The organism is Agrobacterium burrii (assembly GCF_017313405.1).
GTDB lineage: Bacteria > Pseudomonadota > Alphaproteobacteria > Rhizobiales > Rhizobiaceae > Agrobacterium > Agrobacterium burrii.
Map to the genome: position 1 here is coordinate 208,126 of NZ_JAFLNA010000010.1, position 17,906 is coordinate 226,031.

21 protein-coding genes are annotated in these 17,906 nt (G+C 59.5%); 8 read left to right on the forward strand and 13 right to left on the reverse strand.

What is annotated here, in order from left to right:
• Nucleotides 1–8 precede the first annotated feature (8 nt).
• The 3 genes from JZX89_RS18975 to rplS form a co-directional block, all read right to left on the reverse strand.
• The gene (locus tag JZX89_RS18975) at nt 9–842 is read right to left on the reverse strand and encodes an amino acid ABC transporter permease (RefSeq protein ID WP_369809569.1); all 834 of its coding nucleotides are present in this window, start codon (nt 840–842) and stop codon (nt 9–11) included.
• Nucleotides 839–1,636: a transporter substrate-binding domain-containing protein gene (locus JZX89_RS18980; protein ID WP_207135020.1), complete on the reverse strand. Its 798-nt coding sequence runs from the start codon at nt 1,634–1,636 to the stop codon at nt 839–841. The genes JZX89_RS18975 and JZX89_RS18980 overlap by 4 nt, the downstream gene beginning before the upstream one ends.
• A 124-nt stretch (nt 1,637–1,760) precedes the next feature.
• A complete protein-coding gene (gene rplS, locus JZX89_RS18985) occupies nt 1,761–2,327 on the reverse strand; it encodes a 50S ribosomal protein L19 (protein WP_149900461.1) in 567 nt (188 codons plus the stop codon).
• A 266-nt stretch (nt 2,328–2,593) separates the two neighbouring features.
• Here rplS and JZX89_RS18990 point away from each other — a divergent pair, with 266 nt between their 5' ends.
• Nucleotides 2,594–3,340 carry a sulfite exporter TauE/SafE family protein gene (locus JZX89_RS18990; RefSeq protein ID WP_149900462.1) on the forward strand — a complete coding sequence of 249 codons (747 nt, stop codon included), beginning with the start codon at nt 2,594–2,596 and terminating at the stop codon, nt 3,338–3,340.
• Here JZX89_RS18990 and trmD read toward each other — a convergent pair.
• The 5 genes from trmD to ffh all read right to left on the reverse strand — a co-directional run bounded on the left by trmD (nt 3,322) and on the right by ffh (nt 7,019).
• Nucleotides 3,322–4,020: a tRNA (guanosine(37)-N1)-methyltransferase TrmD gene (gene trmD / locus JZX89_RS18995; RefSeq protein WP_149900463.1), complete on the reverse strand. Its 699-nt coding sequence runs from the start codon at nt 4,018–4,020 to the stop codon at nt 3,322–3,324. The two genes, JZX89_RS18990 and trmD, sit on opposite strands and share 19 nt — an antisense overlap.
• A gap of 4 nt (nt 4,021–4,024) precedes the next feature.
• A complete protein-coding gene (gene rimM, locus JZX89_RS19000) occupies nt 4,025–4,591 on the reverse strand; it encodes a ribosome maturation factor RimM (RefSeq protein WP_153515494.1) in 567 nt (188 codons plus the stop codon).
• Between the two features lie 120 nt (nt 4,592–4,711).
• Nucleotides 4,712–5,089, reverse strand: coding sequence for a 30S ribosomal protein S16 (gene rpsP, locus JZX89_RS19005; protein WP_149900465.1), 378 nt, complete (start codon nt 5,087–5,089; stop codon nt 4,712–4,714).
• 33 nt (nt 5,090–5,122) lie between these two features.
• The gene (locus JZX89_RS19010) at nt 5,123–5,440 is read right to left on the reverse strand and encodes a chorismate mutase (RefSeq protein WP_149900466.1); all 318 of its coding nucleotides are present in this window, start codon (nt 5,438–5,440) and stop codon (nt 5,123–5,125) included.
• Between the two features lie 10 nt (nt 5,441–5,450).
• Nucleotides 5,451–7,019 carry a signal recognition particle protein gene (gene ffh, locus JZX89_RS19015; RefSeq protein ID WP_207135021.1) on the reverse strand — a complete coding sequence of 523 codons (1,569 nt, stop codon included), beginning with the start codon at nt 7,017–7,019 and terminating at the stop codon, nt 5,451–5,453.
• 326 nt (nt 7,020–7,345) lie between these two features.
• Between ffh and JZX89_RS19020 the strand changes: the two genes are divergently transcribed.
• The 7 genes from JZX89_RS19020 to JZX89_RS19050 all read left to right on the forward strand — a co-directional run bounded on the left by JZX89_RS19020 (nt 7,346) and on the right by JZX89_RS19050 (nt 14,702).
• Nucleotides 7,346–8,419 (forward strand): MBL fold metallo-hydrolase, encoded by a 1,074-nt coding sequence (locus JZX89_RS19020; RefSeq protein ID WP_207135022.1) that lies wholly within the window; start codon nt 7,346–7,348, stop codon nt 8,417–8,419.
• A 121-nt stretch (nt 8,420–8,540) separates the two neighbouring features.
• On the forward strand, nt 8,541–9,443 hold the full coding sequence (gene dapF / locus JZX89_RS19025) for a diaminopimelate epimerase (protein WP_207135054.1): 903 nt from the start codon (nt 8,541–8,543) through the stop codon (nt 9,441–9,443).
• Complete coding sequence (gene mtaB / locus JZX89_RS19030; RefSeq protein ID WP_207135023.1) at nt 9,440–10,714, forward strand: tRNA (N(6)-L-threonylcarbamoyladenosine(37)-C(2))-methylthiotransferase MtaB; 1,275 nt, start codon at nt 9,440–9,442, stop codon at nt 10,712–10,714. The genes dapF and mtaB overlap by 4 nt, the downstream gene beginning before the upstream one ends.
• A 32-nt stretch (nt 10,715–10,746) precedes the next feature.
• On the forward strand, nt 10,747–12,183 hold the full coding sequence (gene ftsY / locus JZX89_RS19035; RefSeq protein ID WP_207135024.1) for a signal recognition particle-docking protein FtsY: 1,437 nt from the start codon (nt 10,747–10,749) through the stop codon (nt 12,181–12,183).
• 2 nt (nt 12,184–12,185) lie between these two features.
• Nucleotides 12,186–12,836 (forward strand): septation protein A, encoded by a 651-nt coding sequence (locus JZX89_RS19040; protein ID WP_207135025.1) that lies wholly within the window; start codon nt 12,186–12,188, stop codon nt 12,834–12,836.
• Complete coding sequence (locus JZX89_RS19045; RefSeq protein WP_207135026.1) at nt 12,833–13,429, forward strand: DUF2585 domain-containing protein; 597 nt, start codon at nt 12,833–12,835, stop codon at nt 13,427–13,429. The genes JZX89_RS19040 and JZX89_RS19045 overlap by 4 nt, the downstream gene beginning before the upstream one ends.
• 91 nt (nt 13,430–13,520) lie before the next feature.
• Nucleotides 13,521–14,702, forward strand: coding sequence for a GGDEF domain-containing protein (locus tag JZX89_RS19050; RefSeq protein WP_207135027.1), 1,182 nt, complete (start codon nt 13,521–13,523; stop codon nt 14,700–14,702).
• Nucleotides 14,703–14,719: 17 nt separating this feature from the next.
• Here JZX89_RS19050 and JZX89_RS19055 read toward each other — a convergent pair whose 3' ends face one another.
• The 5 genes from JZX89_RS19055 to ccmA form a co-directional block, all read right to left on the reverse strand.
• On the reverse strand, nt 14,720–15,325 hold the full coding sequence (locus JZX89_RS19055; protein WP_207135028.1) for a DsbE family thiol:disulfide interchange protein: 606 nt from the start codon (nt 15,323–15,325) through the stop codon (nt 14,720–14,722).
• On the reverse strand, nt 15,322–15,495 hold the full coding sequence (gene ccmD, locus JZX89_RS19060) for a heme exporter protein CcmD (RefSeq protein ID WP_153515503.1): 174 nt from the start codon (nt 15,493–15,495) through the stop codon (nt 15,322–15,324). Before ccmD ends, JZX89_RS19055 begins: the two co-directional genes overlap by 4 nt.
• A gap of 3 nt (nt 15,496–15,498) precedes the next feature.
• Entirely contained in the window at nt 15,499–16,260 is a 762-nt protein-coding gene (locus JZX89_RS19065) for a heme ABC transporter permease (protein WP_207135029.1), read from the reverse strand.
• A 74-nt stretch (nt 16,261–16,334) separates the two neighbouring features.
• Nucleotides 16,335–16,994 (reverse strand): heme exporter protein CcmB, encoded by a 660-nt coding sequence (ccmB, locus tag JZX89_RS19070; protein WP_149900477.1) that lies wholly within the window; start codon nt 16,992–16,994, stop codon nt 16,335–16,337.
• 202 nt (nt 16,995–17,196) lie between these two features.
• Nucleotides 17,197–17,838 carry a heme ABC exporter ATP-binding protein CcmA gene (gene ccmA / locus JZX89_RS19075; protein WP_149900479.1) on the reverse strand — a complete coding sequence of 214 codons (642 nt, stop codon included), beginning with the start codon at nt 17,836–17,838 and terminating at the stop codon, nt 17,197–17,199.
• Nucleotides 17,839–17,906: the final 68 nt, after the last annotated feature.

Here is a 17,906-nt window from a genome sequence, read left to right on the forward strand (position 1 = left end):
TCTTTTTCTTATCCGCGTTTTGAGCGCATCGCCTTTTCGATCCGCCGCAACACCAGCGACAGGCCGATGGTCAGGATCAGGTAGATGTAGGCGACGATCGAATAGGTCTCGAAAAACCGGAAAGAACCCGCCGCATAGACTTTTCCCATTTGAGTAATATCGGTGACGCCAAGCACCGAGACGAGCGAGCTGTCTTTCACCATCGAAACGAAATCGTTCGAAAGCGGCGGAAAGATCGTCCGGATCGCCTGTGGCAGGATAATCAGCCTGAAACGTCGGTAACGGCTAAAACCCAAGGCCTTCGCCGCCTCGATCTGCCCTTCCGGAACGGCCTGTATGCCGGCGCGAAAAATTTCCGCGATGAAGGCGGCATAACCGATCGTCAGCGCGATGATCGCCCGCCAGGTCAGAGACACGTCCCGCACCATTAACGGCTCCAGCCAGCCATGGGTGACGAGTGGCAAGGTCAGCCAATTGTAGAGTGCCACCAGCCCCGGCGTGCCAACGAAGGCGATGTAGAATAGCAGGACGATGATCGGGATGCCACGAACGACCTCGATGTAAAATCGCGCAACCTGTCGCAGCACGATATTGTCGGCCATGCCGACCAGCGCGAGAGCAAGGCCGAACAGTGCCGCCAGCGTGAAAGCGGCGAGAGTGACGGAGACCGTGATGCCGATACCCTTGGCGACGGTGCTGAAAACCTGAGCGTAAATGCCGTTGATGGCGATCACCACGGCAAGGGCTATGCCGATCAAAACGATCGCCACCAGCCACCAGGGAAAATCCTCGCTCTGCCCGTCTGGCGCGGTCCGTCGTGCGGGAGCGTCGTGGAGCATCATTCACCGAGCTTGTAGTCGAGGAACCATTTCTTATCGAGCGCGGCAAAGGTGCCGTCCGCCTTCAGGGCTGCAATCGCGGCGTTGACCGGGGCGACGAGATCGGAGCCCTTCTTGAAGATGAAGCCGAAATCGTCGCCGCCCAGCGGCTCGCCAACCAGCTTCAGAGCGCCGTTGGAAGCATCGACATACCCCTTGCCGGCGACGCCGTCGGTGAGCACCAGATCGACATCGCCGGTCTTCAAAGCCTGAACGCTTGCGCCGAAGGTTTCCATCAGCCGCAGACGCGGGTTCTGTTCGTTACCATCGAGAACATCATAAACGGCGGTATAGAAGGGCGTCGTGCCGGCCTGTGCGCCGACGAGACCTTTTTCGAAGGCGGCGAAACTCTTCGCATCGGTGAAGCGGGTCTCGTCGGCCCGCACGAGCATGAACATTTCCGAGCGCATATAGGGTGCTGAGAAATCCACCTTTTGCATGCGGTCTTCCTTGATGCTGATACCGGTCATGCCGATGTCGTATTGCCCGGCGGAAACGGCCTGTATCATCGCATCCCAGGAGGTGTTCTGATATTCCAGCTTGAAATTCAGCCTTTTGGCGATTTCCTTCATCGCGTCATATTCCCAGCCGATGGCCTCGCCGGATTTCGGATCAACGAATTGCAGCGGGGGATAGGCGTTTTCCGTGACCACGACGACGGCGCGTCCCTTCAGATCCGGCAGATCGGCGGCGGCGCCGAGGGTGGGTATGATGGCAAGCGCGGCAAGGGCGGCAATAAATGGGCGTCTGGCGATCATGGGAGGCTCCGGCAACGATTTTTTTGAAAATGCACGCTTGCCGTAACGCGCGCAAGTCACGTCGACGCAACAAAAAAGGCGATCCGAAGACCGCCTTTCCCGTAAATTCATCTAAATGGAAATCTTATTCCGCTGCAGTTTCCGCAGCCTTTGCTGCTTCTTCCGCTGCCTTGGCTTCTGCGGCTTCGGCTGCTGCCTTGGCTTCCGCTGCCTCGGCTGCTGCCTTTTCGGCGGCGAGAGCCTGTGCTGCTGCTACCTTTTCGGCTTCCAGACGTGCCTTTTCTTCGGCGGCGGCCTGGCGCTCGGATTCGTTCAGCTTGCGGGCGCGCGTACCGGTGTTTTCAACGATACGGGCAGCCTTGCCGCGACGATCGCGCAGGTAGTAAAGCTTCGCACGGCGAACCTTACCGCGGCGAACGATTTCAACGCCTTCGACCAGCGGGGAGTAGATCGGGAATACGCGCTCGACGCCTTCGCCGTAGGAGATCTTGCGAACGGTGAAGCTCTCGGAAAGGCCACCGCCGGAACGGGCAATGCAAACGCCTTCGTAAGCCTGAACACGGGTACGGGTACCTTCCGTTACGCGAACGTTGACGCGCAGCGTGTCGCCCGGAGAAAAGTCAGGCAGGGTGCGCTTTGCTTCGATCTTGGCAGCCTGTTCGGCTTCCAGCTGCTGAATGATATTGGTCATATTAACCTCTGATTTCTTCTGAAACAGCCAGAGCGCTCAACGTTCATCCTTCGGTCAAAGCCTTGGGATCATGCCTTGCGGCAGGAGCGGGTTCACCATTCTTTGCTTGCGGTTAAAGGGGAAACCCCAATTCCAAGCGCGCACATATACTAGCAGGCGCCATTTGTCATCCCTTTCATGACAAAATTTTATCAATTCTGCGTCGCATTGCAGCAGTTGCGAAGCGGCGTCTTGCCGGATATGGCATGGGAACCTTGGGAGGGGCCATGTCCATCTTTATCATTATTATGCTGTTTGCGACCGGTTTTCTGTCTGGCGTCGTCAATGCGATTGCCGGTGGCGGCACCTTCCTGACCTTCGGGGCGATGACGCTTGCCGGCCTGCCGCCCATCGTCGCCAATGCCACATCGGCTATCGTGCAGTTTCCGGGCTATATTACCTCCGTTATCGCCTATGGGCCGGAAATCCGGGCGCATTGGCGCGAGGCGATCCTGCTGTCAGCCGTGTCCGTCGTCGGCGGGCTGGCCGGGTCTCTACTGCTGCTGTCGCTCGACAACCCCTCTTTCCGCCAGCTGGTGCCATGGCTGCTTCTGGCCGCCACCGCCGTTTTTGCGGCCGGCCCGTGGCTCCGACCCAAGACGAGTGTGGAACGTTCACCCGGCAACCTGCCGAGCCTCGTCTTTCAGGGGCTCGCCTCCATCTATGGCGGCTTTTTCGGAGCAGGTATGGGCATCATGATGCTGGCCATCCTCGGCATAACTTCGGGCGGCAGCTATCATCATCTGAACGCGCTGAAAAACCTGCTGTCGGTGGTGATCGCCATCATTGCGATCACCATCTTCGTCAGCGGCGGGGTCGTGTCCTGGTGGGCTGCGCTCATCATGTTTCCGGCGGCTGCACTGGGCGGCTACGTGGGCGTACATACGGCGCGGCGGGTGCCGCAATGGATCATCCGCTGGCTGGTGATTGCGGTCGGGCTGGTGTTGACAGCTTATTATTTCGTCTCGGCCTGAGCTTTTTTGAGAAGGTCGGGGCGTCTTTCGTCGGTCAACGCCAGCGCCTGTTCGCGCCGCCATTTTTCGATGGCGGCATGGTTGCCGGAGGTGAGGACGGCAGGAATGTCGCGACCTTCCCAAACCTGCGGGCGGGTGTAATGTGGATGTTCCAGCAGTCCGCCTTCGAAGCTCTCATGCACGCCGGACAGATCGTTGCCCATGACGCCCGGCAGGATGCGGACGATGGCGTCCAGAAGCGTCAACGCGGCCGGTTCGCCACCGGAGAGGATGTAATCGCCGATCGACACCTCCTCCAGCCCACGGGCCTCGATCACTCGCTGATCTACACCTTCGAAACGACCGCAGACGATGATCGCGCCTTCACCCGCCGCCAGTTCGCGCACGCGGTTCTGCGATAGCGGTTTGCCGCGCGGACTCATCAGCAGGCGCGGCCGCGTATCGCCATCCGAAACATGGTCGATGGCTGCGGCCAGAATATCGGGTTTCAGCACCATGCCGGCGCCGCCGCCCGCGGGCGTGTCGTCGACGCTTCTGTGTCTGTCGGTGGCGAATTCGCGGATTTGTACGGCCTCGAGCGACCATTGCTCGCGCTCCAGCGCCTTGCCTGCCAGCGAATATCCCAAGTGCCCCGGAAACATTTCCGGGTAGAGCGTCAGAACGGTAGCCTTGAAAGTCATGGCTTTATTTCTTGCCGAAAGGCGGTACGCCGGTTTCGTCCTTGTCGTCGGGATTGTCGATCAGGCCGGCAGCCATCGGATCGATGAGAATACGCCCGGCCTCGAGATCGATCTCGAGCACGGCCGCCTCCGAAAACGGAATGAGGGCAGGGCGTCGGCCGGCGCCTTTCAGCTCCAGCAAATCGCCTGCGCCGAAATCGTAAACGGCGCTGACCGCGCCATAACTTTTGCCTTCGGCATCGACGGCTTCCAGCCCCTCGAGATCGGCATAATAAAACTCGTCGTCATCAAGCTCGTCATCCGGAAGATTGTCGCGTTCGATGAACAGTTCCAGCCCGTTCAGCGTTTCGGCCGCATTGCGATCGTTGATGCCCCGGAAACGCACGACGACGACATTCTTGCCCTCGCGAACCTCCAGAATTTCAAAGACGCGGCCATCGGCGGTGACCAGATTTCCGTAATCGCCCAGCGCCATCGGGTCGTCCGTATAGGTGCTGACACGAACTTCGCCGCGCAGGCCCTGCGCGCCGCCGATTTTTGCCATGAGTATCGGGTTTTCCAGCTTTGCCATCGGGCCGTCCGTCTTCTGGTGTTGGTTGCGTCAGCTTTAAGGTTTGTTGACGCCAAAATAAACAAAAAACGGGCGGCATGGAAAACCACGCCACCCGTTCTTTAGAAAATCCAGCGCAGATTATTCTGCGGCAGTGGCTTCTGCTGCAGCAGCTGCTGCATCTTCAGCCTTCTGCTTCTTTTCAGCAACGCGCTCCAGGGCGCGCTTGCCCGGCTTTGCCTTTTCCGGGTTGTTGCGCGCTTCGCGCTCGGTGATGCCGGCTTCAGCGAGGAAGCGCAGAACGCGGTCGGTCGGCTGTGCGCCCTTGGCGATCCATTCCTTGATGAGGTCAGCCTTCAGCTCGATGCGCTGCGGGTTGTCCTTGGCGAGCATCGGGTTCCAGGAACCGACCTTTTCGAGGAAGCGGCCGTCGCGGGGCGAACGGGCGTCTGCAACGACGATCTGGTAATACGGGCGCTTCTTGGAACCACCGCGTGCGAGACGAATTTTAAGTGCCATGTGATATACTCCTTAGGATGGCTTGTCCGCCGGTCAGGCGGTCTTTTCGTTACCGCCATGTTCGGCGGCGATTGCTTCATGATGCCGGATGACTTCCTTGATGATGAAGTTCAGGAACTTCTCAGCGAAATCCGGATCCAGATTGGCGTCCTTGGCCAGATGGCGAAGGCGTTCGATCTGGTATTCCTCGCGCGCCGGGTCTGCCGGCGGCAAATTATATTTTGCCTTCAGCACGCCCACCGCCTTGGTACAGCGGAAACGTTCGGCAAGAATGTGAACCAGTGCGGCATCGATATTGTCGATCGACTGGCGATATTCGGAAAGCTGGGCTTTCACTTCTATGTTGCTCACTGGCGTCCCCTCACTTCTTCTTCGGGAAGCCGGGCAGGCCCGGCATACCGCCAAGACCCGGCAGCTTTGCGCCACCAAGACCAGGCAATCCACCCGGCATCCCACCAAGACCCGGCATTGCGCCCGGCTTGCCTAGACCGGCAGCTTCAGCCTGCTTCTGGAGCGCTTCGAGCTGCTTCGGATCGATGTTCGACAGATCAGGCATACCGCCGCCGAGGCCACCGAGACCCATCTTGCCGGCAAGCCCGCCCATCATCTGCTTCATGATGCCGCCTTTGCCCTTGCCGCCCATGGCTTTCATCATGTCAGCCATACCGCGATGCATCTTCAGGAGCTTGTTGATTTCGGCAGCATCCGTGCCGGAACCGGCGGCGATGCGTTTCTTGCGGCTGTGTTTGAGAATATCGGGATTGGCGCGTTCCGCCCTGGTCATCGAAGAGATAATGGCGATCTGGCGGTCGAACATCTTGTCGTTCATACCGGCCGAAGCCATCTTGTCCTTCATGCCTGCCATGCCGGGCATCAGCCCCATAATGCCGCCCATGCCGCCCATCTTCTTCATCTGGCCAAGCTGGTCGGAGAGGTCGTTCAAGTCGAACTTGCCCTTGGCCATCTTCTCGGCCATGGCGCGGGCTTTTTCCGCATCGATGTTTTCGGCGGCCTTTTCGACCAGCGAAACGATGTCGCCCATGCCGAGAATACGGTCGGCGATACGGCGCGGATGGAACTCATCGAGTTCGTTCATGCGCTCGCCGATACCGATCAGCTTGATCGGCTTGCCGGTGACGGCGCGCATGGAAAGGGCCGCACCGCCGCGTCCGTCGCCATCCATACGGGTCAGCACGAGGCCGGTGATACCGACACGCTCATCGAAGTTGCGCGCCAGATTGACGGCGTCCTGACCGGTCAGCGAATCCGCGACCAGCAGGATTTCATGCGGGTTAGACTTCTTCTTGATGTCGGCCATTTCCAGCATCAAGGGTTCGTCGATATGGGTGCGGCCGGCGGTATCGAGGATCACGACGTCATGGCCGCCGAGCTTTGCGGCCTGCACGGCACGCGCGGCGATATCTGTCGGCGACTGGCCGGCGATGACCGGCAGCGTGTCGACGCCGGTCTGGACGCCCAGCTGGCGAAGCTGTTCCTGTGCGGCCGGACGACGCGTGTCGAGAGATGCCATCAGCACCTTCTTCTTCTCGCGGTCGGTCAGGCGCTTGGCGATCTTGCCGGTCGTGGTTGTCTTGCCCGAACCCTGAAGGCCGACCATCATGATGACGACGGGGGCGGCCGCATGCAGGTCGATGGAGACGCCTTCGGTGCCGAGCATTTCGACAAGCTCGTCATGGACGATCTTGACGACCATCTGGCCGGGCTTGATGGATTTGAGAACGGCTGCACCAACAGCCTTTTCACGCACCCTGTCGGTGAAGGAGCGCACGACTTCCAGCGCCACGTCCGCTTCCAGAAGCGCACGGCGAACCTCGCGCAGGGCGGCGGCAACATCGGCTTCCGTCAGCGCGCCACGGCCGGTCAGTCCATTCAGAATGGAACCAAGGCGGTCCTGGAGGTTTTCAAACATCGTTTCTTCCTTCTTCGTTCCGGGGTTTCCGAAACGTCGGTGCTTTCGCTGGCAAAAACAAGACGCAAAGCCAAAAAGCACCCGAGGGCGCATCGCGCTGTCGGGTGTTGACCTCCGGGATCTCTTTATACCTGTGCGGGTCCCGGTCGGCGGCTTGGAGTCGTGAAACTGCCAGCTGATTGCGGGGATAAACAGGAAAGTGGCGGGAAAGTCAAGGCGGCGGCAGTTTTCAGCTGCGCGGCCATGCATTTCATCTTTGCGTGATCGGCTGCAAGCCGCGATTGGTGCGGCTTGAACGGCACCATTCCGCTCCCTATACCTTTAGCATGAACCGTCGAAACTTCTTTCGTTTTTCAACCCTTGGATTGCTCGCTGTCGCGGGCGGGGCGCTGTTTGCCCGCCGTTCGAACGCCAGCGCCTATTATAGCGGCCCGATCTCCGATCATTTCGACGGGGTGCGCTTCTTTAATCCCGGCGGCTCGCCGCCCGGCAATTTCATGGGCCTGTTGAAATGGCGTTTCAACGGCGAGCGCGCCACATGGCCGGAAAACTATCCGAGCCCTTTTCCTTTCGCAAAGCCGGAAATGCGGATTGGCGGCAAGGACATCCGGGTCACCTTTGTCGGCCACGCCTCGTTCCTCATCCAGACGGCAGGGCTGAATATTCTTATCGATCCGGTCTGGTCGCAGCGCACCAGCCCGTTCAGCTTCGCCGGTCCAAAACGGGTCAATCCGCCCGGCATCCGTTTTGAGGATCTGCCGCCCATCGATCTGGTGCTGTTGACGCATAATCACTACGACCATCTGGATATGGAAACGCTGAAGCGGCTGCATGTGGCGCACAAGCCGCTTTTCATCACGCCGCTCGGCAATGACGCGATCATCCGCACCGGCGTGGAGGCAGCGCGCATCAAGGTGGGCGACTGGGGCGATGTGGTTGAGGTCGGTTCGTCGGTTAAAATTCATTTCGAACCGTGCCACCATTGGTCAGCCCGCGGGCTCAACGACCGCAGCATGGCATTGTGGGCCGCCTTCGTCATCGAGGGGCCGGGTGGGAAAATCTACCACATCGGCGATACCGGCTTTCACGAAGGCCTCAATTATCACGCTGCGCGCAAGAAACATGGCGAATTCCGCCTCGCCAACCTGCCCTTCGGCGCTTATGAGCCGCGCTGGTTCATGAAAGGCCAGCACCAGAACCCGGCGGAAGCGGTTGAGGGCATGAAGCTTTGCGGTGCCGCGCATGTCTGCGGCCACCATTGGGGTACGGTGCAACTCACCGATGAGGCTGTCGATGCACCACTTGCGGCGCTGAAAACGGCACTTGTGGAACAGGGTGTGGAAGAAAGCCGTTTTCGGCCGATGCGCCCCGGTGAGGTTTTCGACGTACCCTCCGCCTGAGCGCTGCCCGGTTTGCGCCGCAACAGTCTGGTAATTTGCCGGTCTTTCCGCCATATAGGGCGAAAGCGCGGGGCAAATCCCGTATGCAATCCGATTTCAGATGGTTTTCAGGTTCAAGGCGATGGCGGATACGGTCGAATTTGCGAAGATGAACGGGCTTGGCAACAAGATCCTCGTTGTCGACATGCGCGGCCGCAAGGATATGGTCACGCCTGCGGCGGCCATCGCCCTCAATGCCGATCCCGCGACCCAGTTCGACCAGATCATGGCCATCCACGATCCGCGTGTCAGTGGCACGGATGCCTTTATCGATATTCTCAATTGCGATGGCACGAAGGCGCAGGCCTGCGGCAATGGGACGCGCTGCGTGGTGCAGGCTCTGTCTTCCGAAACCGGCAAGACCAGCTTCACCTTCCAGACGGTGGCCGGCATTTTGAATGCTGTCGAGCATGAAGACGGCATGATATCAGTCGATATGGGCCTGCCGCGTTTCCGCTGGAGCGATATTCCGCTTTCGGAAGAATTCCACGATACCAGCCGCATCGAATTGCAGATCGGGCCGATCGATGCGCCAATCCTGCATTCGCCCGCCGTCATGTCGATGGGCAACCCGCATGCGATTTTCTGGGTGGACCGCGATCCGATGGATTTCGATCTTGAGCGGTTCGGGCCGCTGCTCGAAAACCATCCGATGTTTCCGGAAAAGGCCAATATTACGCTCGCACAGGTGATTTCCGACAGCGCGCTTCGCACCCGCACCTGGGAGCGCGGCGCGGGGCTGACGCTCGCCTGTGGTTCCGCCGCCTGCGCCGCCGCCGTTTCCGCTGCCCGCACTGGCCGCACGGGCAGAAAGGTCACCATTGACGTGGCTTCCAGCCCCATTCGCGTGCCGCTGACAATCGACTGGCGTGAGGACAACCATGTCATCATGACTGGCCCGGCCGAATGGGAATGGTCCGGCACCGTCGATCCCGTCACGGGTGTCTGGTCACGGGATGCGGCGGCCGAGCAGGGGGCCGTATGAGCGGCGTCGAGGTCATAACCTTCGGCTGTCGTCTCAACACCTATGAATCGGAAGTGATGCGGGCGGAGGCCGAAAAGGCCGGGCTGAACAATGCCGTACTGGTCAATACCTGCGCCGTGACGGGCGAGGCGGTGCGCCAGGCGCGCCAGGCCATCCGCCGGGCGCGGCGCGACAATCCGCATGCGCGCATCATCGTCACCGGTTGCGCTGCCCAGACGGAAAAACAGACCTTTGCCGAAATGCCCGAGGTGGATGCGGTGCTGGGCAATGAGGAAAAGCTGAAAAGCGCCTCCTACCGCGCGCTGCCGGATTTTGGCGTCTCGGCGGAAGAGAAGCTGCGCGTCAACGACATCATGAGCATCAAGGCGACCGCGCCGCAGATGGTCAAGCATATTGACGGGCATGTGCGCGCTTTCATTCAGGTACAGAACGGCTGCGATCATCGCTGCACCTTCTGCATCATTCCCTATGGGCGCGGCAATTCCCGCTCCGTGCCAATGGGTGCGGTGGTGGATCAGGCGCGCAGACTGACGGAGAGCGGTTATTGCGAGATCGTGCTGACCGGAGTGGATGCGACCAGCTATGGGGCTGATCTGCCGGGTGAACCTTCCCTCGGTTACCTCGCCAAGACTTTGCTGAAGCAGGTGCCGGACATTCTGCGCCTGCGCCTTTCCTCCATCGACAGTATCGAGGCCGACCATCATCTGATGGATCTGATTGCCGATGAGCCGCGTTTCATGCCGCATCTGCACCTGTCCCTCCAGCATGGCGATGACATGATTCTGAAACGCATGAAACGCCGCCATTCACGGGCCGATGCCATTCGCTTCTGTCGTGACGTGCGGTCGCTGAGGCCCGACATCGCCTTCGGCGCGGATATGATTGCCGGTTTCCCGACCGAGACGGAAGAGATGTTCGAAAATGCCGCCACGCTTGCGGAAGAATGCGGTATTTCCAGCCTGCACGTGTTTCCCTACAGCCCGCGTGCCGGCACGCCGGCGGCCCGCATGCCGCAGCTCGACCGCGCGCTGGTGAAGGACCGGGCGGCGAGGCTTCGCGAACGCGGCGAAGCGCTTAAGGTGGTGCAGTTGCAGGATATGGTCGGTTCGGTGCAAACGATCCTGGTGGAAAACACCGGTTTTGCCCATACCGATAATTTCACGCTGGTGGCGGCGCCTGATCTTGCCCCGCGCACTCTTGCGCAGGTTGCGATTACCGGCCACAACGGCAAACATCTGAACATGAAGCTTCTGGCGGCGAACGCTGCCTGAAGCGGCTCAAGAGAAAAGACACGGGAACGACCATGGCCCTCGGCTTCATCAAAAAAGTCTTTTCGTTCGGCAAGGACAAAGTCGAAACGAATGAGCGGCCGCAAGAGGATTCTGCGTCTGAACGCGGCAATGAAAATGCCTCTTTCGAAGCGGCGCTGAGCGAAGCCGAAGCGCATAACCCGGTCGATGAGGATCCCGTTTCCGAGCTGGAGATGGAGACGGCCGGCGGTCCCGCTCCGGGCGAGACAACGGATGCCACACCTTCGGAAGAAGAAGACGAAGAGGACGATCCGCTTCTGCCCGGTGCCGAGCTTTCCGGCGATATGGGGCTGGTGCCGTTGTCGCTGCTGCAGGCGGAAGCTGCTGCCGAAGAGCAGGCCGAGCCTTCCCCGGCGGTTGTCGATGCCGTGCTCGATGCTGACGCGATGGATGCGCTGCTCGATGAGGCGGAGTCCATCGATGCCGTAGAACCCTCTTCCGTGCCGCAGGCTTTGCCAAAGGGCTTTTCATCGGCAAGCGAGCGTGAAGAGCCTGTTGTCGCTGCGCCTGAGCCGAAGCTCAGCTGGTTTCAGCGCCTGCGGGCCGGGCTTGCGCGCACGTCGTCGCAGCTGACCACGCAGATTTCGGCGCTGTTCACCAAGCGCAAGCTGGACGAGGACACGCTTGACGAGCTGGAAGACCTTCTCATCCAGTCGGATCTGGGCGTCGAGACCGCCATGCGTATCACCGGCGCTTTGTCTTCAGAGCGGTACGGCAAGGATGTGAGTGGTGAGGATGTGGCGCGTATTATGGCGGGCGAGATCACCAAGGTCCTGAAACCTGTGGCGAAGCCGCTGGAACTCGATCTTTCGCACAAGCCGCATGTCATTCTTGTCGTGGGTGTGAACGGTACCGGCAAGACGACGACCATCGGCAAGTTGGCTGCTAAGCTTTCCGGCTCAGGCCTCAAGGTGATGCTTGCAGCCGGTGATACTTTCCGCGCGGCGGCCATCGAGCAGCTGAAGATCTGGGCCGACCGCACCGGTTCGCAATTCATCGGCACCAAGCTCGGCGCGGATGCCTCCGGTCTGGCTTACGATGCCTATGAGCAGGCGCGGGCGGAAAAAAGCGATGTGCTCATCATCGATACGGCCGGCCGTCTGCAGAACAAGACGGAACTGATGGCGGAACTGGAAAAGATCGTGCGGGTGCTCGGCAAGCTCGATCCGGATGCGCCGCACACCGTGCTGCAGACACTGGATGCAACGACCGGCCAGAACGCCCTGAACCAGGTGGAGATATTCCGCAACGTTGCGGGTGTTTCGGGCCTGATTATGACAAAATTGGATGGCACGGCGCGGGGCGGTATCCTCGTCGCCATCGCTGCCAAACACAAGCTGCCGGTCTATTTCATCGGCGTGGGTGAAGGTGTTGATGATCTGGAGCCCTTCGAGGCGGAAGATTTCGCCAAGGCCATTGCGGGAGTTTGAGTATGGATATTGAAAGCAATTCCAAGGAAAGCGAAAAAATGGTGGCGGAAATCAGCCCGCTGCTGAAATTCGTGCTCGAGCTTGGCCCGCTCATGGTGTTCTTCTTCGCCAATTCCCGCGGCGAATGGCTGGCATCCACTTTTCCGGTCTTGACGGAGTTCGGCGGGCCGATCTTCATCGCCACCGGCCTGTTCATGATCGCGACCGCCGCCGCCCTGACCGTGTCGTGGATTTTGACGCGCAAACTTCCGATCATGCCGCTGATATCAGGCATCGTGGTTTTTGTGTTCGGCGCGCTGACGCTGTGGCTGCAGAACGATACATTCATCAAGATGAAGCCGACCATCGTCAACACGCTGTTCGGCGTCATCCTGCTGGGCGGCCTGTTCTTCGGCCAGTCTTTGCTGGGTTACGTGTTCAATTCCGCCTTCAAGCTGACGGATGAAGGCTGGCGTAAGCTGACGTTACGTTGGGGTTTGTTTTTCCTGTTTCTCGCGGTGCTGAACGAGGTTGTCTGGCGTGGTTTCACGACGGATCAATGGGTGGCCTTCAAGGTGTGGGGCACCATGCCGATCACCATCATTTTCACCATGGCGCAAATGCCGCTTGTGATGCGCCATTCTGTAGAACCGATCGGCAAGGACGAAAAATGACAGTTGCGGAGATTTCGGCTTCCCGTTCGCGTTCGCTCAAATGGTTCGGCGTGGCTGCCGGGCTGCTTCTCCTGCAGATCGTCATTCTCTACGCCATGGGCCGGGTTCCCATCTGCGAATGCGGTTATGTGAAGCTGTTCGAGCCGGGCGTGAACACGCCGGGCAATTCCCAGCATCTGGCCGATTGGTATACGCCGTCGCATATTATACACGGCTTTCTATTCTACTGGTTCGCCTGGCTGCTGTTCCGCGACAAACCTTTTTCCATGCGGCTTTCTTTCGCGGTTCTGATCGAGGCGGCGTGGGAGCTTCTCGAAAACTCGCCCATCATTATCGATCGCTATCGCACGGCGACCATGGCGCTGGGTTACACCGGCGACAGCATCCTGAACTCGGCGATGGACACGGTTTTCATGGCGCTGGGTTTCCTTTTTGCCGCCCGCGTGCCGGTGTGGCTGACGGTGATAATCGCCATCTTCTTCGAAATCTTCACCGGCTGGCTGATCCGCGATAATCTGACGCTGAACGTGGTCATGCTGGTCTGGCCGCTCGATGCGATCAAGGAATGGCAAAATGCGCTCCCGCAAATGTGAACGAGCCGGCGGACGATATAAGCCAGTTTCTTAATGGCATTGCGGTAATGTTCGGTGCTTAAAGGCTTGTCTCTCGTTCCGGCAGAACACATTGCAAGATAATTTCGCCTATCTTCTCCCCTTCATCATGCTGACATTTGGCGTCGTGTTCCTGTTCCTGCAAAGGATAGGTCACGTTTCGGCGCGGTATTGGGGTATCGGCTATCTTGCGGCGGCTTTGGGTTTTGCCGCCCCTCTGGTGCTCGGTGGCCTGCCCTTCGAATTGCAGGCGATTGTCTCGAACCTGCTGTTCTTCTCCGCATTTTTTCTCTACGGCCATGCGCTGCTTACCCATTTCGGGCGGCCGCGCCATACGATGGCGCGCCTGTCGCTCGTGCTTGCCGCTGTTTTGCTGGTTTCATTTCACGTTTTCATCACGCCCGATCTGAAGCGCGAACTCGTCATCGGCGATCTTGTTTGCGCCCTGCTGCTCGCTTTTCCGGTCTGGCTTGTGCGAAAGCGGCCTGTCGCCCTTGCCGATCGGCTGATGGTGGCGATCGCTTCGCTTGTGGTACTGGAAACGCTGGTGCGTATCGGCATGCTGCTGGTAATGACGCCGAACGGCTCGATGATCGAGCTCAGCGAATTTTTCGAGTCGGATTATGCTTTCTATATGCAGCTTGCCGCGAGCATATTCGGCTTCCTGCTGGCGCTTTCCGTGCTTGCAAGCCAGATTTCCGTCACCGTCGACCGGCACCTGCATGCCGCGGAACAGGATCCGTTGACGGATGTGCTGAACCGCCGCGGGTTCGACCGTCGCGTTCCCGATTTCCGCAACGACACGCCTGATGGTGCGGTCATTGCCTGCGATATAGACCATTTCAAGCGCATCAACGATGTTTACGGCCATGCGGCCGGAGATATCGTGCTTATCGGCCTTTCCGATCTCCTCAGGCGAAATTCGCCCGAAGACGCGCTGGTGGCGCGTTTCGGTGGTGAGGAATTCGTGGTCTTCCTGCCCGGCCACACGGCTGCTGCTGCCGGTCAGCTTGCCAATGGCATGCGTTCAAACCTCCTGTCGCTCGATTGGCGTAACCGGGGTGTGACCACCCAAATTACGGCAAGCTTTGGCGTTTCGGCTGTCGCGAGGGGAGACCATTCCATCCATGATGCCATCAAGCGGGCCGATGACAGCCTTTATGCTGCAAAGCGCGGCGGTCGCGATCAGGTCGTGCTGGAAGGTATACGTATGCCGGCCGAAGGCCCGTCGCTCCGGATTATTTCGAAGAATTGAACCTTCCCGCCCGGGAGCTATTTTCCGGCTGCGGCCGTGATGGCCGGCAGCAGGTCGCGCTCGACGCTGCGAGCATCGAAGGGGCCAACCTTTTTATAAAGGATCGTGCCGTCTGCGCCGACAAGGTAACTTTCGGGAATGCCGTAAACGCCCCAGTCGATCGCGGCTTTGCCGTTCGGATCGACGCCTATTGCGGCAAAGGGGTTGCCAAGTTCGCCAAGGAAGCGGAGCGCATTGTCCTGCTTATCCTTGTAATTAATGCCGACGACGGTGATGCGGCTGTCTTTCGCCAGTTCCTGCAATAGCGGATGCTCCTGCCGGCAGGGAATGCACCAGGAGGCAAAGACGTTGACCAGTGTCAGCTTGCCTTTGATGGCGGCATCGGTGAGCGCTGGCAGGTTTGAGCCTTCCAGAGGTGGCAGCGACAGGGAAGGCGCCCTGGTGCCGATGAGCGCGGAGGGAATGGCGCTGATATCCAGCCCGTTGACATCCTGATCATAGAGCATCTTGCCGGCGATGAAGGCAAAACCGCCGAAGAGCAGCAGTGGCAGCAGCGCCAGCCCGTAACGTGCGCGGCCGGTGGTTTTGGTTTTGGTGTCCTGATCCTGGCTGGCCTGCGTCATTGCGCGTCACCTGTGGAACCGGCTCTTGCCCTGCGGCGCACACCGGATGCCTCCAGCTGCTTCAGTTCCCGTTTGCGCGCCTGACCGTCCACAACGACCCAGGCGATGAGACAGAGAACGACAAGGCCGGTGGCCGCGTAAGACATGCCGATATAAAAGGCGTGCGTCATGCCTCAGCCCTCCCGGTTGGCCATGCGGGCGGCAAGCCGCCGCTGCGCGGCCACGCGCCGGCGCCAGATTTCGTTGCGCATGGCGGCGATGTGTAGTGTGAAGAACAGCAGTGTGAAGCCGATCGCCATGGTCAGAAGCGGCCAGAGAAATTCCGCATCGATGGCGGAACCACCCATGCGGATGACGCTGGCCGGCTGGTGCAGCGTGTTCCACCATTCGACCGAAAATTTGATGATCGGAATATTCACGAAACCAACGAGGATCAGCACGGCGCTGACACGGGCGGCTCTGGAGGGGTCATCCATGGCGCGGTTGAGCGCGATAAGGCCGAGATACATCAGGAAAAGCACGAATACGGAAGTCAGTCGCGCATCCCACACCCACCAGGTTCCCCACATGGGTTTGCCCCAGAGCGAGCCGGTAATGAGGGCGATGAGCGTGAAGGCGGCACCGATGGGGGCGGCGGCCTTGTGGCTGACATCTGCGATTGGGTGACGCCAGACCAGCGTGCCGATCGCCGAGACCGCCATGACAGTATAGCACATCATCGAAAGCCAGGCGGAGGGCACATGCACATACATGATGCGCACGGTGTAACCCTGCTGGTAATCGCCTTCTGTCGTAAAAGTCAGATAGAGACCGGCGGCCAGCACCAGCGCGGTAAGTGTAGCGAGCCAGGGCAGAATGCGTGCTGCCAGCGCCAGAAACCGCGTGGGATTGGCGAGATCACTGAATTTGGTGATGGTGAAGGTCTGCTCGTTCATGCCGCTTGTGTAACCCGAGAATGGCCGCCCCGCAATTGATCCCTGTCAACAGGGGATCGTCAATCGCGGCTTCATCAATCCATAACATTGCGCAGGGCCAAAGCGGCAAAGAAAGGGCCGGTCACGGCTGAAAATAACGTGATCGCGCAGAGAATGAGGAATGGCGGCATAAAGGGCGCTGGATCCTGCACCGCTGCATAAGAAGCGCTGACGCCAAAAATCAGCACCGGAATGGCGAGCGGTAGCACGAGGATGGAGACCAGAAGCCCGCCTCGCGGCAGGGCGACCGCGACGGCTGCTCCTACCGCGCCGATGAAGGTGATGGCCGGTGAGCCGACGAAAAGCGTGAGCATCACAGCGCCAATTGCCACCTCGTCCATATTCATGAACAGGCCGAGCAGGGGGGAGGCCAGCACCAGCGGTAGGCCCGTTCCGACCCAATGCGCCAGGCATTTGACGAGCACGGTGAGCACCAGCGGGTTTTCCTGCATGAGAATGAGGTCCAGCGACCCGTCATCCCGCTCTGCCTGAAACAGCCGGTCGAGGCCGAGAAGGGCGGACAGAAGTGCGCCGATCCAGACGATGGCGGGGCCGATGCGGGCGAGCAGGTTGAGATCGGGGCCGACGCCGAAGGGGATGACGGCAACGACCGTCATGAAGAAGAGTACGCCGATCAGGGCACCGCCGCCGGCGCGGATGGAGAGCTTTATGTCGCGGAGGAGGAGGGCGGTCATTGGGGTTGCTCCGCGTCTGGGGCGTTACGCCCCTCTGCCCTGCCGGGCATCTCCCTCACAAGGGGGGAGATCGAACTGCGGCAAGGTTTCGCCCATCTCGATTCTTGACGATGGAGCGGAGAAAGTGCCTCTTGCTGATCTCCCTCCTTGCGGGGGAGATGCCCGGCAGGGGAGAGGGGGGTGAAACCACAAGCTCCGCCGATCATGCCCAAGCCTCCACACCCGCAAAACCCGTCATCTGCAATTCCCGGGCATTCGCCAGCCCAAGCGGCTGATGAGTTGCTGCAATGACGATACCGCCCTTCGATAAATGGCCTTTGACGAGATCGGTAAACATGCCATCCGCAGCTTTATCAAGCGCTGCCGTCGGCTCATCGAGAATCCATACCGGCCGCCAGGCGATCAGAAGTTTCGCCATGGCAAAACGCCGTTGCTGGCCAGCGGAGAGATAACCGAAGGGCAGATGAGTAATGCCTGCGAGACCGACGATCTCAGCCGCCTCATCGATTGTGATGCCAGTACCACCGGAAAAATCACCGAGGAAATTTTTCCAGAAACCCAGATTTTCCGAAACGGTCAGTTCCATTTTCATCGCGTTGCGATGGCCGAGATAATGACAGGCTTCTGATGGACGCATGTCCTTTTCTATCTCTTCGCCGGCTATCTTTATCCACCCCTGTTCGGGGCGTAGCAGGCCGGCCAAGGTGCGCAGGAGAGTGGATTTTCCCGAGCCGTTTCGGCCGGTCAGCACCAGTGCCTCGCCGTCGCTTAACTTGAAGGAAATATTCATGAATATGAAATCTTCGCCGCGTCGCACGCCAAGATTTTCCGCCGTCAAATCCATGCTGCGGTTCCGTTTCAGATTTCGTCGTCTCGATAAAAAAATCGATTAGCTTCGTTGAATGGTCTGGC

Excerpts from the sequence above, each read along its gene's own strand:
- trmD (WP_149900463.1), bottom strand. The coding sequence starts at position 4,020 with ATGACTTTCAAGGCTACCGTTCTGACGCTCTACCCGGAAATGTTTCCG.
- dapF (WP_207135054.1), top strand. The coding sequence starts at position 8,541 with ATGGCGGATACGGTCGAATTTGCGAAGATGAACGGGCTTGGCAACAAG.
- JZX89_RS19065 (WP_207135029.1), bottom strand. The coding sequence starts at position 16,260 with ATGAACGAGCAGACCTTCACCATCACCAAATTCAGTGATCTCGCCAAT.
- ftsY (WP_207135024.1), top strand. The coding sequence starts at position 10,747 with ATGGCCCTCGGCTTCATCAAAAAAGTCTTTTCGTTCGGCAAGGACAAA.
- ccmD (WP_153515503.1), bottom strand. The coding sequence starts at position 15,495 with ATGACGCACGCCTTTTATATCGGCATGTCTTACGCGGCCACCGGCCTT.
- ccmB (WP_149900477.1), bottom strand. The coding sequence starts at position 16,994 with ATGACCGCCCTCCTCCTCCGCGACATAAAGCTCTCCATCCGCGCCGGC.
- rimM (WP_153515494.1), bottom strand. The coding sequence starts at position 4,591 with ATGGCAAAGCTGGAAAACCCGATACTCATGGCAAAAATCGGCGGCGCG.
- rpsP (WP_149900465.1), bottom strand. The coding sequence starts at position 5,089 with ATGGCACTTAAAATTCGTCTCGCACGCGGTGGTTCCAAGAAGCGCCCG.
- JZX89_RS19055 (WP_207135028.1), bottom strand. The coding sequence starts at position 15,325 with ATGACGCAGGCCAGCCAGGATCAGGACACCAAAACCAAAACCACCGGC.
- JZX89_RS18975 (WP_369809569.1), bottom strand. The coding sequence starts at position 842 with ATGATGCTCCACGACGCTCCCGCACGACGGACCGCGCCAGACGGGCAG.
- JZX89_RS19040 (WP_207135025.1), top strand. The coding sequence starts at position 12,186 with ATGGATATTGAAAGCAATTCCAAGGAAAGCGAAAAAATGGTGGCGGAA.
- mtaB (WP_207135023.1), top strand. The coding sequence starts at position 9,440 with ATGAGCGGCGTCGAGGTCATAACCTTCGGCTGTCGTCTCAACACCTAT.
- JZX89_RS19045 (WP_207135026.1), top strand. The coding sequence starts at position 12,833 with ATGACAGTTGCGGAGATTTCGGCTTCCCGTTCGCGTTCGCTCAAATGG.
- JZX89_RS18990 (WP_149900462.1), top strand. The coding sequence starts at position 2,594 with ATGTCCATCTTTATCATTATTATGCTGTTTGCGACCGGTTTTCTGTCT.
- ccmA (WP_149900479.1), bottom strand. The coding sequence starts at position 17,838 with ATGGATTTGACGGCGGAAAATCTTGGCGTGCGACGCGGCGAAGATTTC.
- ffh (WP_207135021.1), bottom strand. The coding sequence starts at position 7,019 with ATGTTTGAAAACCTCCAGGACCGCCTTGGTTCCATTCTGAATGGACTG.
- JZX89_RS18980 (WP_207135020.1), bottom strand. The coding sequence starts at position 1,636 with ATGATCGCCAGACGCCCATTTATTGCCGCCCTTGCCGCGCTTGCCATC.
- rplS (WP_149900461.1), bottom strand. The coding sequence starts at position 2,327 with ATGACCAATATCATTCAGCAGCTGGAAGCCGAACAGGCTGCCAAGATC.
- JZX89_RS19020 (WP_207135022.1), top strand. The coding sequence starts at position 7,346 with ATGAACCGTCGAAACTTCTTTCGTTTTTCAACCCTTGGATTGCTCGCT.